The organism is Clostridioides sp. ES-S-0005-03 (assembly GCF_020658455.1).
GTDB lineage: Bacteria > Bacillota > Clostridia > Peptostreptococcales > Peptostreptococcaceae > Clostridioides.
Genome location: NZ_JACVWI010000002.1, coordinates 150397 through 168344, shown reverse-complemented (window position 1 = coordinate 168344; position 17948 = coordinate 150397). Strand labels below are relative to the sequence as shown.

The following is a 17948-nucleotide window of genomic DNA, read 5'->3' as shown; positions in this document are numbered from 1 at the left end:
TATGTCTTTACAAATGAGGTATATCGCTAAGCGACTTATTTATGCGGTACTTACTGTATGGGTTTTGATTTCCATTACATTTTTACTGATGCAGATGCTTCCAGGAGACCCTTTTTCTGGACTTAAGGTAATTAATCCTGAGATAAAAGCTTCTTTAGCCACAAAATATGGTCTAGATAAACCTGTATTAGAGCAGTACGGAATATATGTGAATAATTTGATACATGGAGATTTTGGTTCTTCAATTGTTTCTGGTCGTCAAGTCACAGATATTATAGCCCAGGCATTCCCAGTTTCTTTAGAACTGGGAATACGGGCTTTGATTTTTGCAATCATTTTGGGATTTTTGTCAGGTATTATAGCTGCTTTGAAGCATAGGACAAAGTGGGACACATTGATGATGATTTTGGTGCTTCTTGGGGTGTCTGTTCCATCATTTATTATTGGTGCTTTGTTGCAGTATTTTTTTGGAGTTGTGTTGTTTCAATTTACTGGTATCCATTTTTTTGCAATTATAGGATGGGGGAGTGAAAATAGCAAGATTTTACCTGCATTTGCGCTAGCTTTTGGCTCTATGGCAAGTATTGGAAGATTAATGCGTTCTAGTATGCTTGATGTACTTGGGCAGGATTATATTCGTACAGCAAAAGTGAAAGGAATCAAGAAAAAAGATATTATCCTTCATCATTGTCTACGCAATGCATTAATGCCAGTGATAACAGTTCTTGGTCCTATGACAGCAGTTCTGTTGACTGGGACATTTGCTGTAGAATATGTATTTTCTATTTCAGGTCTTGGAAAATACTTTGTGGACTCAGTACAGGCCAATGACTATCCAGTGATTATAGGAACAACATTATTTTTTGGTATGTTTCTTGTGTTGTGTAATCTAATCGTGGATATTTTGAACAGCTGTATAGACCCTCGCGTGAGATTAGGAGGTGAGGAAAATAGATAGTAGTAAAAGAGTACTTGTTCATGAAGATTTTTCATCTATTGATGGCTGTAATTCAGATATGACTAATAACGAACAGGTGTATCCCTCTATGAGTTTTGCAAGGGAGACCATATCCATACTACGCCACAATAAAATTGCAGTAGTATCATTTATAATGATACTTATTCTTATGATAGGTTCAGTATTTTTTCCAATATTTTGTAATTTTGATTTTTCATCTCAGAATGTGGCATATGCAAATAACCCCTTTTTTAGTAAAGATATAAGTAGTGGTTTTACTCATATCTTTGGTACAGATAATCTTGGGCGTGATATTTTTGTACGTATCTGGTATGGGACACGAGTATCACTTCTAGTAGCAGGGGTGGTAGCTATCATAGACTGCATAGTAGGAGTAGTATATGGTAGTATTTCTGGATATATAGGTGGTATGGTTGACAATGTAATGATGCGTACATTGGAAATCATTAGTGGAATTCCATACCTTGTTGTTGTTCTTTTACTTATGGCAGTGCTTCCACAGGGAATTGGAACTTTGATTATTGCCTATACCCTTGTAGGATGGACTAGTATGGCACGATTGGTAAGAGGACAGGTGGTTTCTCTTATGGGGAGAGAATTTATAATTGCTGCAAAAATTATGGGAGCAAGTATGGGACGGATTATTTTCTTCCACTTAATTCCTAATATGTTAGGTATTATAATTGTACACATGACATTGAGCATTCCAGGAATTATATTTACAGAAGCATTCCTATCAATGTTGGGAATGGGAGTTCCACCACCATATCCATCATTGGGAATTATGGCAAATGAAGGTGTTGCTGTTTTTCAGACTTATCCAGCAAGGCTTGTAGTGCCAGGATTATTTATTTGTCTGATAATGCTTTCTTTCAATCTCTTGGGAGACCAACTTCAAGATGCTCTAAATCCTAGATTAAGGAGGTCTGCTTATTATGGACGACATTCTAAGAATTAAGGAATTAAATGTATCTTTTGATATGTACGAAGGAACAGTAAATGCAGTTCGAGGTGTATCGCTTTCCATGAACAGTGGCGAGATTCTTGCGTTAGTGGGTGAAAGTGGTTGTGGTAAAAGTGTAATGGCACAGTCAATTTTGCAACTAAATCCTTCACCACCAGCTAAAATTATGGCTGAGGAATTGAAACTTCTCAATTTTGATATTTTGAATGCATCAGAAAAAGAGATGGAACGAATAAGAGGTACTTTAGCAAGTATGATTTTTCAAGACCCTTTGACCTGTTTGAATCCTACAATGAAAATAGGTAAGCAGATTACAGAGTCACTATATAGAAAAGAGAAAATGTCATCATCTGATTGTAAGAAAGAGGCAGTTAGATTACTTGAAATGGTACAGATACCAAATGCTGAACTACAAGCAGAACAGTACCCTCATCAATTTTCAGGAGGTATGCAACAACGTGTAATGATTGCTATGGCTTTGGCATGCAATCCTAAACTACTTATTGCAGACGAACCAACAACAGCTCTTGATGTTACTACACAACTGCAAATCTTGAAATTGATTGCTAAAATTAGAAAAGAGATGGGAACAGCTGTACTTTTGATTACTCATGATTTTGGTGTTGTAGCAAACTTGGCAGACCGTGTAGCAGTGATGTATGCTGGAAAAATTGTGGAAGAAAGTGGTGTGAAAGAACTTTTTAATAGAGCAACACACCCATATACACAGGCACTGTTAAGAACACTTCCTACATCAGGTGTTATAGGGGAACGCATATCTATATTGGGAAGTCCACCAAACTTATCTGATTTGCCAGTCGGTTGTTCTTTTTCAAAGAGGTGTCCATATTGTATGAAGATTTGTTTGAGAGAAGAGCCACCTTTATTTGAGGTTTCAAATAGTCACAGTGCTTCTTGTTGGCGTCTGCATGAAAGTTTTCCAAAGGAGGAATTGGATGATGGAAAAATTACTTGAATTAAATAATGTATCCAAGAGCTTCCCTCTAGGAAGAAAGCGCAAAAATATTGCTGTCAATCATGTGAACCTAACTATTTATAAAGGTGAAACTCTAGGGCTTGTTGGAGAATCTGGTTGTGGAAAATCAACTCTTGCAAGAGTTATTATGGGTGTATATCCATCAAGCGAAGGTGAAATATTATTTCAAGGCAAAAAGTTAGAACTACATAGACAAAGTAGAAGAAAGGCATTTGCACAACATACACAAATGATATTTCAGGACCCATATATGTCTTTAGACCCACATATGACAGTAGAATCTATTATTGCAGAAAATTTGAAGGTTCATGGGATGTTGGATAAAAATACAAGAACACAAAAAGTATATGAATTGTTAGAAATGACTGGGCTTTTGAGAGAACACGCAGGACGTTTCCCACATGAGTTTTCAGGAGGGCAAAGACAAAGAATTAGTATTGCACGTGCACTCGTGGTTCAGCCAGATTTTATTATATGTGATGAACCAGTGTCAGCACTGGATAATTCTATTCAGAGTCAGATTATAAATCTTTTATATAAGTTAAAGATGGAGCTTGGTCTTACTTATCTATTTATTTCACATGACTTAAGCATGGTACGTTATATTTCTGATAGGATTGCTGTGATGTATGCTGGTAGAATCGTGGAAATTGGAAATGCTGAGGCGGTTTACAATACACCTTTACATCCATATACACAGATGCTTTTGCGTGCAGTTTTGACTCCAAATCCGAATAGCAGAAATATACTACATGAAGAAGTAGATGTACAAGACGAAGTCAAAATTTTTTCGAATTCTGAAAAAGGATGTCCTTTTGTGGAGCGTTGTCCAGTATCAGCAGAATATTGTAGAAAAGAAATGCCTGAATTATTTGAACATAAACAGAATCATCTAGTTGCTTGCTATATGGCAAGTGAAGGATTTAGCTATTATAAAAAGTAATTTTTTAGTGTAATGATAAATTAATTTTATTTAAAATACATATGCTTTACCTCTTGTACTCAAATTTCTTAAATATTAAAATTTAGAATATTAATTAAAAAAGAAGTAGTAAAAAATAGCTTATAAAAATTCAACAGAGGAGTTGAACTTAAAATTTGATTAGAAAAAAATCAATTTTGAGACAGCTCCTTATTTTTTTTGAAAAGTAATATACAAGCTATCATAAGCATATAATTCTCTATAGATAATTAACAAGGGGGATAAAGTTATGAGGTATTATAATAAACCTACCAAAGAAGTCTTAAAATACTTAAAGACAAATCCAGAAGTTGGACTTGCTGATAATGAGGTAGAAGAGAGGAAGCTTAGATATGGATTAAATGAATTTACGATAAAAGAAGGACGAACATTTTGGGACGAGTTGGGGGAAAGTCTGACAGAACCTATGATATTAATTCTTATAGGAGCAGCAGTAATAAGCTCATTTGTGGGAGAATTGCATGATGCATTAGGTATTTTAGGAGCTATCTTTATTGGTATTTCCATAGGTATAATAACTGAAGGAAAATCTAAAAAAGCTGCTCATGCTCTATCAAAATTAACAGAGAATATAGAGGTAAAGGTACTTAGAAATGGAAAGATAGTTAAAATATCAAAAAATGATTTAGTACCAGGAGATATTGTATATATAGAAACAGGAGATATGATACCAGCAGATGGAAGGCTTATACAATCTATAAATCTAAAGCTTAGAGAAGATATGTTAACAGGCGAATCTGATGATGTAGCTAAAAATGCTGATGCTATATTAGATATGGAGGTAGTTTATTCTAAAACAGAAATAATTGAACAAGATACAATACCCGCAAAACAAATCAATATGGTATTTGGGGGAACTCTTGTAGCATATGGTAGAGGGATAATGGTTGTTACTCATATTGGTGATAAGACAGAGATGGGTAAGATAGCACAGAACTTATCAAATGATGACCAGCAAACTCCACTTCAAATTAAATTAGGTAAGTTAGGTGCTAAAATAGCAGGTATATCAGGTGTAATAGCTACATTATTATGTATGTTTATGATTATACAAATGCAAAGAAGAGGTATGCTAATTTTGGATACAAGCAGTATTTTATCTTTTTTACAATCATTAGAGCCTGCTAAAAATGCATATATGGTTTGTATTGCTTTAATAGTTGCAACAGTACCAGAAGGTTTACCAACTATGATAAATATTACTTTAGCCATAACAATGCAAAAGATGGCAAAGATAAATGCATTAGTAACAAAGAAAGAAGCCTGTGAAACTATAGGTTCTGTCTCTGTAATATGTTCTGATAAGACAGGTACTTTGACACAAAATAAGATGATGGTAGAAGTAGCATATGTTGATGGTAAGTATATAAGTAGTGGAGAATATCAAAGTAATAGTTATTTTGAACAAAACTGTATAGTGAATTCAACAGCTGATATAGAAAAGGAAGACAATTCATTTAAATATATTGGAAGTGCAACAGAGTGTGCATTACTTTTATATCATAACGATAAAAATTATAATGAAATGAGAAAACAAACTTATTTAATATCACAAATCCCCTTTAGTTCAGAAGAAAAGAAAATGTCAACATTAATTCGTCAAGAGGATTCAGATATACTACTTTCAAAAGGAGCTCCAGAAGTATTATTAAAGAAATGTTCTTATGTACAACAAGGAAAAAGTATTGTCCCAATAACTCCTAAAATAGAAAAAGGTATTCTCGATGAAATTAAAAAACTACAAATTAAATCTATGAGAACATTGGGGTTTGCTTATAAAAAGATGACTAAATCTAGAACAGAAGTTGCAATAACTTCAGAAGGAGAATTGAATTTAATCGGAAATCCAAGAGGGTATGAGAAGGAAGAAAATTTAGTATTTAGTGGCTTTGTAGGAATAGTAGACCCATTGAGAGCAGGTGTTAAAGAGTCTATTGATAAGGCATTTAATGCAGGTGTAGATGTAAAAATGCTTACAGGGGATAATATCAATACAGCAACTGCTATTGGAGATGAATTAGGATTATTAAATGATGGTAAAAAGGCAGTTGAAGCAACCTATATAGATGTACTGACAGATGAAGAGTTAAGAGAAGAAATAAAAGGAATATCTATTGTCGCAAGAAGTAAACCAGATACAAAGATGAGAATAGTTTCTGCACTTCAAAAAAGTGGTGAGGTTGTAGCCGTAACAGGTGATGGTATAAATGATGCTCCAGCTCTTAGTCAAGCAGATGTTGGTATCGCTATGGGAATCTCAGGTACAGAAGTATCTAAAAATGCAGCAGATATAATATTGACTGATGATAGTTTTAGTACAATAGTAGAGGGAATAAAATGGGGAAGAGGTATCTATGAAAACTTCCAAAGATTTATACAGTTCCAGCTTACTGTAAATATAGTAGCATTTATAATTGCTATAATATCTCAACTTACTGGTAAAGATATGCCATTTACTACGATACAATTATTATGGGTAAATATAATAATGGATGGTCCTCCAGCTCTTGCATTAGGATTAGAACCTGTTAGAGATTATGTATTGAAAAGAAAGCCAATAAATAGACATTCTGGAATAATAGCTAGGTCTATGTCTGTGAATATTATTATAAATGCTATACTTATGATTACAATTGTATTTACACAATCAGCTTTTAATATATTGGGAGCAACTCCAGAAGAACAAGGTACGGTTATATTTTCATTATTTGCATTCAGTGCTCTTTTTAATGCATTAAATTGTAGAGAATTTGGATTAAACAGTACAATACCAAATCTATTTAAAAATAAATTAGCATTACAAGTAATAGTTGTGACAGGGGTGATTCAAATAATATTTACCCAAGTATTCCAAAGTTTCTTCAATTCAGTGTCACTAGGGTTTGATATGTGGATAAAGATAATATTATTCGCATCGACTATTCTATTGTCAAATGAATTTGTAAAATTACTTCTTAGAACAATAAAAAATAGTAAGAAAGTAAATCTTAATAATAAAAATTAGATTATAAAATTTCGCAAAATCGTATTAATACTACGCTTTTGCGGTTTTATTTGTTTTTGTGTAAGTGATTTCAAAATACTATTTATCACTTTTTTGTATGGTACATTATTATACTTAAAAAGATGATTGACGATTAAAATATGGTATTTAGCAAAAATTCGTGAGATTTAAAGATTATTATTGCTACTAATTTACTGCCATTAAATGAGTCCTGATATTATGTAAAGAGTCTTGAAGATATAAACTGATAAACAACATAATTTTAAAAGTATTTGATATGAAATAATGATATATAATCTTTTAATGGTAAAGAGTTTCTTTACCAATGTCGCAATATTTATTTTGTCTGATATAATGGTTAAAGAACATTAACGAAACATATTGAGGAGAACTAAAAGAGTAAAAATACAAATAAAAAGTATATCTGAGTATTTAAGTAAGTTAAAAATATGTATGGGTTTAAAAATAGGAATTTTATAAAGGAGTTGCTAAAATTATGATTGTATATTTTTCTGGGACTGGTAATAGTGAATATGTAGCAAAAAGAATGGGTAAAGAGCTTCAGAATGAAGTATTGAATATATTTGAAAAAATTCGAACTAGGGATTATTCTCATTTAGCATCTGAAAGACCATGGGTTATCGTTGTACCAACTTATGCATGGCGTATTCCACGTATTGTGCATGAATGGTTGATGAAAACAGAACTTAGTGGAAATAAGAATATTTATTTTGTAATGACCTGTGGGGCTGATATTGGCAATTCAGGCACATACTTGAAGAAATTGTGTAAAGCAAAAGGGATGAATTACAGAGGATGTGCTTCTGTAGTCATGCCAGAAAACTATATTGCGCTTTTTAGTACACCAAGTAAAGAAGAAGCTCTAGTAACGATTGAACAAGCTGAGCAGAAAATATCATCTACAATACACTGTATTAGAACTGATATAGCATTCCCAGAATCGAAAGCAACATTTAAGGCTAAATTCAGTAGTGGATTGGTCAATAATATATTTTATCCAGTATTTGTTCATTCTAAAAAATTTTATGTGACAGATGCTTGTGTTTCTTGCAAGAAATGTGAAAATGTATGTCCACTTGGAAATATACACCTTAATGATGGAAAGCCAAACTGGGGAAATCATTGCACTCATTGCATGGCTTGTATATGTCGATGTCCAAAAGAAGCTATTGAATATGGCGAACATAGCAAGGGGATGGCACGTTATATTTGCCCAAAGGAAATCTAAAAATAAATGACTTAAATTAATCCTGATGTATTTTGATGAGGGTGCTTTAAAAGCAATCATTATATAACATAGATTTTATTTAATGGAGTATTAATTTAAAAGACAGTTGATAAATAGTCAGCTGTCTTTTTTTAATCAATTAAATTAATTAGTCATCATAATTAAATTATAATGAAACTTGTATTATAGATATTTTTCAATTTTACTTTGTTCAATTACACGTTTACCTAATAAGGTAATTGCCTGTTTTGGGCAATTATTAACACAGCGATAACACATAGTACATTGATTTCCTGGTATAGCAACACCATTTTTCACAACAATATTTTTCAAGCAACATAGGCTTACACATTTTCCACAGCCAATACATTTATCAGCACTTATTTTTAATTTGTCTGAATAGTATTTTGTTTTATTAATAAAATATAACCTTTGTCCAAATAAACCTGCTATATGATGAAAAATTCCGATTCCATCTTGTGGTGGAGTTCCATCTTGTATTTTTCTTACAGCATGCTTTATTTTTTGTTCTGCATTTGTTATGAGTTTCTTGTTGCTTTCTAAAGTCTTTTTTAATGCCTTTTCATCAGCAATGCTATCAGGCATTTTTAAATGTAAACCTCCAATAGTGACGGCACCATATTTTTTAAGCAAACGAGCTAAGATACCTGCTCCATCTCCACTGAATAACCCCATTGTTGTAATAATAAAAACTCGCTTGTCTTTCCATAAATTTTGATGATTGATTATAAAGTCCTTTAATATTTTAGGTATGTTGCTGTATTGTGTAGGATAGCTAAATACAATATCTTTATGCTGACTAATTTGATGTAACAATTGCTTATCTTCAATAGAAAATGCCTTTGATGTCATATCATATTCCTGCAAAAACTTTTCTATACAATATTTTGAATTGCCTGTTCCACTGAAATATATTCCTAACATAATTTTTCTCCAAATTTTAATTTATTGACTTATTTGTTTTATTCTACCATGAGTATATTTAAAAGTCATTTTTTTATGTTTTGAATAGATATTTGAGTAAAAATTATGTGAATTAATTTTGATATGTAGAAAATAGAGTGTTTTTTATTGATTTAAAAATGTTGTTAATAAAGAATTTTTTATTTTACTTAGATATAAATTAATATAAAAAATCTGCTATAAATATGTTGGTTTGATTATAAATAAGATATTTCTATGCTACTTAATAAATAAAAGTTGTCAATTAAGATGCATATAAATAACTAGTATTATGAAAAATATAATAGAGAATTTGTTTGTGATATTATTTTATATTTATATGAGTAGAAAGTGACTATAGGTTATAATAGTAGAAAGCTTAATAAGTGAATGTTAAGGAATAAATGCAATTAATAAAAATTTAAAAATTTTATCTAAAGGGATATATAGAAAGGAAAATATTTATGAAGTTTAAAAGGTGGGTCAGTATAATTTTATCTATAATAGTTATAAGTTCTCTTCTTGTGGGTTGCACAAATAAATCTAATTCGGATACAGTATCAAATGAAAAAATATCATATGAAATAAATTCAACAAAAAATAGCAATAATAAGGTTGAAACTAATAAATTTAATTTAGGAACATCAGAAATGGTTATAAGAGGTAAATCTATACCATTTAATATGGAAGGAATAATATCAGTACCTGAAAATATAAAAGAAAAAGCACCTGTAGTATTAATCTTTCATGGACAACATGGAGATGGAGAAAATGATTTTGAAGATGGATTTAAATATCTTACTGAGGCTTTGGCAAAAAATGGTATAATAGGAGTATCTATTGATACCTCAGTAAATTATACTTTTAAGTATGGAGAACCAGTGGAAAATGAAAGAATAACTTATTTAGCTCAAACATATATACAAACTTTTAAAGACATAAACGAAGGTAAGAAAAATGGATTTGGGTTATACCTCAAAGATAAAGTTGATTTAAATAGAATTGGTCTTATAGGACATTCTGTAGCAGGTTCAGGGGTAATTAAAATAGCAGAAGACCAAATACAAAAAGGATTCAAAGGGATAAAAGGAATTATATCACTTACACCAGCGTATAATAGTCCGATAGAAAAGTTTCCTGATATACCAACAGCAATAATAGTTTCAGAGTATGATGGAGATGTTGTTCATAGTGGAGATGATATTTTTTATGATATATCTTTAGATAAAAATAGAAAAAGCCCATTGGGTCTAACTTATCTAGTGGGAGGAAATCATAATGCATACAACTCAGTTTTAGGAGAAAAAGAGTTTTCTAAGCCACAGACTACTAATGGAACTTATCCTGAGAAATTAGGACAAGAAGAACATAGAGATTTTTTCTCTAATTATGCAGTTGACTATATGAAATCTATTTTTGAGTTTGATAGTAGTGAATCACCTATCTTCAATAAAAAAGGATTGCCTTATAAAATGTATGGATATCAGACTTTAAATAAAGTTAAATATAGTGAATCTGTAGAATTATTCAATAAAAAGACATTTAAAAATATAAGTTCAAGTAATGTTGATATAAAAGAATTGGTTGAATCAGAGAGATTGAATAAAGATACTGCAAAAATATTTATCAATACTGGAGTGAATGAAGATTTAGACTTGTTACAAGTTGATTGGAAATCTGAAAGTGGAAAAATAGAACTACCTTTAAATAATAATAACTTAGGAGCTTATTCTGCACTAAAGTTTAGATGGGCATTAAACTCTCCTAGTAAATTAAATAATAAAGATAATGTAGTTTCTTTCAAACTTAGCTTAGTTGATTCTAAGGGAAAAGAAAGCAGTATCATTGTAGAAAATGATAAAGTATCTGCTATGAAGTATTTTGAAGGAGAAGTTATAAAAGATGAATATGTAGAAGGGAAGTTTATGGAATTCTGGTCAAGATATACTCCAATAAGTGATACAGTAATACCACTTGAAAAATTTAGAAATATAAATTTATCTAATATAAAGAATGTTACAATTGAATTTGAAAGTCCAGAAACTGGTTCAATTATGTTAAATAAAATAGTTGGTATAAAATAATAAAAGTGGTTCTAGATAAAAGTATAAAGTATCTAGAACCAATTTTATTAGACATTATTAATTTTAGTCAGAGATATAAAACTACTTCATATTAACTATAAGAAAAGAAAATTAAGAATATTTTACTGACATAGAACAAGTTTAAAGAATTTTATATCTAAATTGTGTTATCATGAGTAAAGATATCAAGTTTCGAGTTTATTAATAAAATAAAAGACAGGGAGGTAAGTTTCATGTTCTCAAAAATCCTAGTCAAAACATTTATCAAAGATAGTGAGAATGTTCAAGATAAAGTTGTTAGAAATAAGTATGGTTATGTAGCAGGAATAGTAGGCATAATATCTAATCTAGTTTTATTTATAGTAAAGGTTTCTATAGGTGTACTTACATCAAGTATAGCTATAATGGCTGATGCGTTTAATAATCTTTCTGATATGGCATCTTCAGCAATAACTATGATAGGGTTTAAACTAGCAAGTAAACCAGCTGACAAAGAACATCCTTTTGGGCATGGTAGAATAGAATATCTATCAGCATTAATAGTAGCTTTTATGGTTATGTTGGTTGGACTTCAATTTGTGAAATCGTCTATAGAAAGAATAACAAATCCAGTTCCTATAAAGTTTGAATTAGTACCACTGATACTTTTAATTGCATCTATAATGGTTAAAATATGGTTGAGTCGCTTTAATAAATTTATGGGAAATAAAATTAATTCATCAGCATTAAAAGCAGTGTCATTGGATGCTTTGGGAGATGTATTTACATCAAGTTGTGTAGTTATATCTTTTATTTTGGCTAGATTTACTGATTTACCTATAGATGGATATGTAGGTATTGTAGTATCATTAGTAATACTTTATGCAGGATTTTCTCTTGTAAAAGATACTATAAATCCTCTTCTTGGGGAAGCTCCAGATGAAGAAATGGTCAAATCTATTTTAGAATTATTATTATCTTATGAACATATAATAGGTACACATGATTTAATAATCCATAATTATGGAGTTGGAAGATGCATTGCATCTATACATGCAGAAATTCCAGCGAATATAGATATAATGGAAATTCATGAAATTATAGATACTGCTGAGAGAGAAATATCTGAAAAGTTGGATATATATTTGGTAATTCATATGGACCCTATATGTCTTGATGATGAAGAGGTTATATCATCAAAAAGAGAACTTGAAGAAATACTTAAGAAAAACAGCCTTATAAAATCTATGCATGATTTTAGGATAGTTGGAAAAGGAAGTAAGAAGAATTTAGTCTTTGATATAGTAGTTAATCCTTCTGAATTTTCCAAAGGTATGTCAGAAGAAGATCTAAAAGCAGATATAACAAAACTAGTTAAGGAGATGAATCCTGATTATAATTGTGTAATTGTTGTAGACAAGGATTTTATTTAATGATGATAAAAAAATAAAGGAAAAAAATGTAAAAAATATAGACAATAAAACATAGACATAATATAATGGATATATAACTGTATTTAATTTGAATATAATAATTTTTAATTATTTTTATAAAAAAATTATAGAGACGTTGAAGTATATCCTATTACTGGGCACCTTATGGGTATACAGAGTCAATGGTGCAACCGGCTATGAATATAAATTTTATTTATTTCATAGCTTTTTTTGTATAGTTTTTTGATAAAAAAAGTTAAATTATATTGGGTATTTATGGAATTTTACAAGAGTGTAAATAGATTAGAGGGGAGCAATCTATATGAAGAAAGGAAATAAAAAGGCATTATTAACCAGTTTAATTATGATTTTAAGTATGATAGTTACTACAATATATCCATCTGTATCTTATGCATCAGAATTAGAAGGCAGTGGGTCTATACAAAGCAATTCAAATAATTTACCAACTGGAGATGGAAAACAAGAAGAAAATAAGAAACCAGAACAGACTCCAGAGGGAGATAAGCAAGAAGAAAATAAGAAACCAGAACAGACTCCAGAAGGGGATAAACAAGAAGAAAATAAGAAGCCAGAGCAAACTCCAGAAGGGGATAAACAAGAGGAAAATAAGAAGCCAGAACAGACTCCAGAAGGAGATAAGCAAGAAGAAAATAAGAAGCCAGAGCAAACTCCAGAAGGAGAGAAACCAGAAGAAAACAAGAAACCAGAACAAACTTCGATAGAGGATGAAAATTTACTTAAGACTTTAGAAGAAGAACTTAATGAAGATAATGAAGACCACGGATTTATCGTAAAAATTAATAATGATGCAATAGAAACAGAGTCAATGAAAAAAATTACATTTAATTTAACTTATACTCCAACATCAAAAGGGATAAAAGCAGGTGACTCAATAACTTTTAAGGTTCCAGATGTATTTAATAAAGTTAATTTAGATTATACAAGTGAATGTTTTGATAAAACAGAGAGTAATGGAGAGTATACGCTTACATTTAGAGAATTACCTAATGGTCAAAGTGTAATGCAAGGAAAAATTGGATTAGAAGCATATGTGAATAAAGTTAATGAAGAAACAAGTGCCAAAATTCATATTGAAACTACTGGAAAGATAGAAAGTGGAAATGGAGATGTGGATATAGAAATAAAACCTGGCGATAAAGAAGACATTGAAGAAGCTAAAGGAACACTTAAGAAGCTTGTTGAAGGAAGAGAGTCAACTACTGTATTTATGCCAGTTAAAAATAAAGATGTAAATTATACTATACAAGTAAATGAAAAAGAAGAAGAATTAAAAGATATTACTTTATATGACGAACTCCCTGAAGGAATGACATTAATAAAAGATTCTGTAAGTATAGTAGCAAGCAATGGAAAAGAAGTAAGTGATTTTAATATTGAACAAGGTGAAAATTCTATTTCAGTTACTTTTGGAGATATAGATAAAGCGTATACTGTTAAGTATAAGGCTAGAATTAGTGATGAAAATGCAAAACATGGTAACAAATATAAGAATATAGCTAGATTAGAATCTGCAGGTAATAAAGTTCAAGAAGATGATGCTATTGTAAGTATATTTGATAGAGGAAATGATTATCTTTTGACTAAGGGGCATTCAGGAGCAACAAATATTACTCAAGTAGGTCAAGTAATCAACTATCAGATTTCAATAAATGATGATAAATCACCAGTAAGTAATGTGGTTATAACAGATAATATACCAGAAGGTATGAGATTAACTACTGCTGGAGAAGCTGGGCATGATTTTAGAGTTGTAGAAGTTCCAATGAATGGTGGCTGGACTCCTTGGAGTAAAGAAAAAATTGCAAATAATATTTCATATAAAACAGAAGAAAAAAGAAATGAAAGTGGGCAAGTAGAAAAAGTTATAACTGGATTTACAATTAATCTTAGTGAAGAAGAAGTAGAATCAAAGTTCTTTATAGCATATACATTAAAAGTTATTAGTATTGAAGATAGTTATACAAATAGAGCTGTTCTTGATGCGAATAATAGTCAAGTAGATAAAAGAGATGAGATAAGTTTTAAGAAGAACTCTGGATTAATAAGTGCCAAAAAAGAGGTTGATAAAAAGGTATTAGATGGAAATGATAACCAAATAGTTAAGTATAAAATAAACATGTCAACTTATGGTGTTTATGATGCAGGGCAAGTAAATATTTTAGATGAAGTAAATCCAACATTAAAAATATCTAATATAAAATACTCTGATAATCTTGAACTTAAAAAAGAAGCTGAAGATGGAAAAAATACTATAAGATTAGTAAATAAATATGAATTTAAGCAAATAAAAGAAGGTGAACCTGTACAAGGTTGGGTTACATTTGATGCAGATTTTACAGATGTAAAAGTAGGGGAGACTATACAAAATGTAGCTCAGATTAATGGTTCAAGTCCTCCTGGTGTAGAAACTACTAAACAAGGATATGCTTTTGAAGCTAAGAAGGTAGACAGTTCAGATAAAAGTGCTCTTGAAGGTGCAAAATTTAATTTGGAAAATACCTTTGGAATAGTAGTAGTTAAGGATTTAGTTAGTAATGAAGATGGTATAATTGAATCTAGTGTCAAAAATCCAGGAACATATTATTTAGTGGAGACAATGGCTCCAAGTGGATATGAAAAATTAAAGGGTAAAATAAAGGTGGAAATTGATAGAAAAAATATTGGTAAAATTGTTGATATTGGGAATATAGAAAATGTAAAACAAGAAAATATTCCAGTAAATCCATCAGTACCACCAGGTACAGATGAACCAACAGTGAATCCACCAGTGCCACCAAGTACAGATAAGCCAAGTAAACCATCAAGACCATCTGATACAGAGGAAGCAACAATAAATCCACCAATACCACAATCAGAAAACGTGGTAAATCCTCCTATACCAGAGGTAGTAAATCCACCAATACCACCATCAGAAGATGTAATAGAAAAGCCTGTTAAACAAATTGTTCCAATACCAGAAGTAGTAAACCCACCAGTGCCACAGGAAAAGAATAATACAGTAAAAGATAATACTGTAGTAAATCCACCAGTGCCACCAAAGACAGGTGATAGTACTACAATTACTGTAGAAATACTTTTAGGATTAGGAGCTATTGTAGGACTTATTATATTGAGAAGAAAGAAAAACATCAATTAGACCCTAACATTATAAAAATATAAGTAATATTAAAAAATATCTTCTAAAACAATATTTTCAAGTGAAAATATTGTTAGAAGATATTTTTTTTTGGAGTATTATGTAAAAAAACAATCGTTTTTTAGAAGAAAAATCCAAAAAACTATAGACAAAGAGACAGATATAAGATATAATATAAATATAAAATTAAACGAGGCAAAACTAGGGAAACCTAGTCACGCAAAGCTATAGGGGCTAAAGTTTAAATAAACTACGCCAGCCAGTTGCCGAAAAGAGTAAAAATTTCTTTTTGTATATACAAAGATACTCTTGGGTATCTTTTTTATTTTGAAATTTATTACTCCCGGCCTAACTCAAAGGAGGGAATAATATGAAACCAAGTAAAAAATTATTAATCGCTATAATATCAATATTTTTAATAAGTTCAGTTCCAGTAAGTGCACATGCAGATAGTGCAACTTTAAAAAACAATAAAGAAACACTTAGTGAAATAGTGGTTCTTCCAAATGGAAATTACGATAAAAAAGAAGCTAATGCTATGATAAATAGACTTGCTAATATAGATGGAAAATATTTAAATGTATTAAAACAAGATAACTTAAAAATAAAATTATTAAGTGGAAAATTAACAGATGAAAAAGAATATGCTTATTTAAAAGGTGTAGTTCCTAAGGGATGGGAAAATACTGGTAAAACTTGGGATGATGTTCCTGGTTTAGGTGGAAGTACAGTAGCTCTTAGAATAGGATTTAGCAACAAAGGTAAAGGTCATGATGCAATAAACTTAGAATTACATGAAACAGCACACGCAGTAGACCATCTTGCATTAAATGATATTTCTAAATCAGCACAATTTAAACAAATATTTGCTAAAGAAGGGCGTTCTTTAGGAAATGTAAATTATTTAGGTGTATATCCAGAAGAATTCTTTGCTGAGGCATTTGCATATTACTACTTAAATCAAGACACAAATAGTAAATTAAAAGCAGCTTGTCCACAAACTTATAGCTTTTTACAAAACTTAGCAAAATAGAAAATTTATATAAAAAAATTAAGAGATGCTAGTATGCTAGCATCTCTTTTATATTGCGTGAAAAACTAATTAATTTAATCTTATGTATATATTTATTACTGACTTTTATATAATGACTCAATATGTTTATTATGAGATTGAGTTATTATTGTAGGTATAATAGAAACTATTGAACCAATCACTATCAATAGAATTCCTATAATCATATTAATAGGAATAAATTCTTTAAGAATTAGTAATGCCAGTATTGGAGATATTACTGGCTTAAAGAAAAATACTAAAGATGTAAGGCTAGTAGATGTAGCTTCCATTGCCATAAAATAAAGTGCATAACCAACACCTGTAACAAATACAAATACGTAAATCATAGTAGGTATGTTGTGTAAGGTATAACCACTAAAAATAGGTATATTTGCAAATACATGTAGTCCTTTTTTATTTAATATATTTGATATAAAATTAATCTTAGTAAGTAGAACCAATACAAGCATTTCTAAACTACCAAATATAAAGCTGAAACAAGTCACAACTATTCCACCAAATTTTAACGTTTTTCTTTTACCAAAAACAGTATACATTGAAAAAATAATGGCAGAAGATAGTGTTAAGAATATACCACTAAAAGTTAATTTTGTGTGCAGTGGATTTATAATAACTATAATTCCAAGGACTTCTAATATAAGTGAAATTATATTGTGCCTATAGATTTTTTCCTTTAGAATCAAATAAGCTAGAAGCATAACAAATACTGGATTACAACTAAATAAGACAGCAACTACAGATGCTTTTGTGTTTAGTACAGCTAACTGGTACAATGACATACTTACTACAACACACATAAAACCTAAAAAAGCAAAGTATTTTAAATCTGATTTTGTAATAGAAAGACTAAGGGATTTTAATCTTTTTATAGCAAAAGGTAATAAGACTAAGCCACCAACAAAAAATCTTGATAAGGTTATTTGTATGGGATTAAAGTCATTAGTAACTGTCTTTAAACTAATTTCCATTGAACTAAAAAATAGGGTAGTTAGTATTATATAAACATAACCTTTTTTCAAATCAAACACCTCCTTGTAATTTATACTAGTACTATAAGCTAC

General features: G+C 30.4%; 12 protein-coding genes and 2 riboswitches. Of the genes, 10 read left to right on the top strand and 2 right to left on the bottom strand.

Features of this window, described 5'->3' with window-relative positions; translation table 11 throughout:
- Position 1 precedes the first annotated feature (1 nt).
- From IC218_RS09890 to IC218_RS09865, 6 genes are all read left to right on the top strand, one after another.
- Positions 2-958, top strand: coding sequence for an ABC transporter permease (locus IC218_RS09890; RefSeq protein ID WP_227824327.1), 957 nt, complete (start codon positions 2-4; stop codon positions 956-958).
- Entirely contained in the window at positions 942-1937 is a 996-nt protein-coding gene (locus IC218_RS09885; RefSeq protein ID WP_227434391.1) for an ABC transporter permease, read from the top strand. The genes IC218_RS09890 and IC218_RS09885 overlap by 17 nt, the downstream gene beginning before the upstream one ends.
- Positions 1915-2919, top strand: coding sequence for an ABC transporter ATP-binding protein (locus tag IC218_RS09880; RefSeq protein WP_227482078.1), 1005 nt, complete (start codon positions 1915-1917; stop codon positions 2917-2919). Before IC218_RS09885 ends, IC218_RS09880 begins: the two co-directional genes overlap by 23 nt.
- On the top strand, positions 2903-3883 hold the full coding sequence (locus IC218_RS09875; protein ID WP_227824326.1) for an ABC transporter ATP-binding protein: 981 nt from the start codon (positions 2903-2905) through the stop codon (positions 3881-3883). Before IC218_RS09880 ends, IC218_RS09875 begins: the two co-directional genes overlap by 17 nt.
- A 268-nt stretch (positions 3884-4151) precedes the next feature.
- Positions 4152-6926: a calcium-translocating P-type ATPase, PMCA-type gene (locus IC218_RS09870; protein WP_227824325.1), complete on the top strand. Its 2775-nt coding sequence runs from the start codon at positions 4152-4154 to the stop codon at positions 6924-6926.
- Between the two features lie 496 nt (positions 6927-7422).
- Positions 7423-8175, top strand: a complete 753-nt coding sequence (locus tag IC218_RS09865) for an EFR1 family ferrodoxin (protein WP_227824324.1) — start codon at positions 7423-7425, stop codon at positions 8173-8175.
- A gap of 183 nt (positions 8176-8358) precedes the next feature.
- On the opposite strand, the gene IC218_RS09860 is transcribed toward IC218_RS09865, so the two are convergent.
- Positions 8359-9120: an EFR1 family ferrodoxin gene (locus IC218_RS09860; RefSeq protein ID WP_227824323.1), complete on the bottom strand. Its 762-nt coding sequence runs from the start codon at positions 9118-9120 to the stop codon at positions 8359-8361.
- Between the two features lie 482 nt (positions 9121-9602).
- Here IC218_RS09860 and IC218_RS09855 point away from each other — a divergent pair, with 482 nt between their 5' ends.
- The 4 genes from IC218_RS09855 to IC218_RS09840 all read left to right on the top strand — a co-directional run bounded on the left by IC218_RS09855 (position 9603) and on the right by IC218_RS09840 (position 16845).
- A complete protein-coding gene (locus tag IC218_RS09855) occupies positions 9603-11222 on the top strand; it encodes a hypothetical protein (protein ID WP_227824322.1) in 1620 nt (539 codons plus the stop codon).
- A 233-nt stretch (positions 11223-11455) separates the two neighbouring features.
- On the top strand, positions 11456-12634 hold the full coding sequence (locus IC218_RS09850; RefSeq protein ID WP_227824321.1) for a cation diffusion facilitator family transporter: 1179 nt from the start codon (positions 11456-11458) through the stop codon (positions 12632-12634).
- Between the two features lie 120 nt (positions 12635-12754).
- Positions 12755-12840, top strand: a riboswitch (cyclic di-GMP riboswitch).
- Between the two features lie 116 nt (positions 12841-12956).
- A complete protein-coding gene (locus IC218_RS09845; RefSeq protein ID WP_227824320.1) occupies positions 12957-15812 on the top strand; it encodes an SrtB-anchored collagen-binding adhesin in 2856 nt (951 codons plus the stop codon).
- A gap of 184 nt (positions 15813-15996) precedes the next feature.
- Positions 15997-16083, top strand: a riboswitch (cyclic di-GMP riboswitch).
- A 99-nt stretch (positions 16084-16182) separates the two neighbouring features.
- Positions 16183-16845 (top strand): anthrax toxin lethal factor-related metalloendopeptidase, encoded by a 663-nt coding sequence (locus IC218_RS09840; RefSeq protein WP_227434400.1) that lies wholly within the window; start codon positions 16183-16185, stop codon positions 16843-16845.
- A gap of 95 nt (positions 16846-16940) precedes the next feature.
- Here the strand turns inward: IC218_RS09840 and IC218_RS09835 are convergent, their stop codons facing one another.
- The gene (locus tag IC218_RS09835) at positions 16941-17906 is read right to left on the bottom strand and encodes a DMT family transporter (RefSeq protein WP_227824319.1); all 966 of its coding nucleotides are present in this window, start codon (positions 17904-17906) and stop codon (positions 16941-16943) included.
- Positions 17907-17948 lie beyond the last annotated feature (42 nt).

Coding starts and splice junctions, on each gene's coding strand:
- IC218_RS09890 (WP_227824327.1), top strand. CDS start 2: ATGTCTTTACAAATGAGGTATATCGCTAAGCGACTTATTTATGCGGTA.
- IC218_RS09880 (WP_227482078.1), top strand. CDS start 1,915: ATGGACGACATTCTAAGAATTAAGGAATTAAATGTATCTTTTGATATG.
- IC218_RS09875 (WP_227824326.1), top strand. CDS start 2,903: ATGGAAAAATTACTTGAATTAAATAATGTATCCAAGAGCTTCCCTCTA.
- IC218_RS09870 (WP_227824325.1), top strand. CDS start 4,152: ATGAGGTATTATAATAAACCTACCAAAGAAGTCTTAAAATACTTAAAG.
- IC218_RS09865 (WP_227824324.1), top strand. CDS start 7,423: ATGATTGTATATTTTTCTGGGACTGGTAATAGTGAATATGTAGCAAAA.
- IC218_RS09860 (WP_227824323.1), bottom strand. CDS start 9,120: ATGTTAGGAATATATTTCAGTGGAACAGGCAATTCAAAATATTGTATA.
- IC218_RS09855 (WP_227824322.1), top strand. CDS start 9,603: ATGAAGTTTAAAAGGTGGGTCAGTATAATTTTATCTATAATAGTTATA.
- IC218_RS09850 (WP_227824321.1), top strand. CDS start 11,456: ATGTTCTCAAAAATCCTAGTCAAAACATTTATCAAAGATAGTGAGAAT.
- IC218_RS09845 (WP_227824320.1), top strand. CDS start 12,957: ATGAAGAAAGGAAATAAAAAGGCATTATTAACCAGTTTAATTATGATT.
- IC218_RS09840 (WP_227434400.1), top strand. CDS start 16,183: ATGAAACCAAGTAAAAAATTATTAATCGCTATAATATCAATATTTTTA.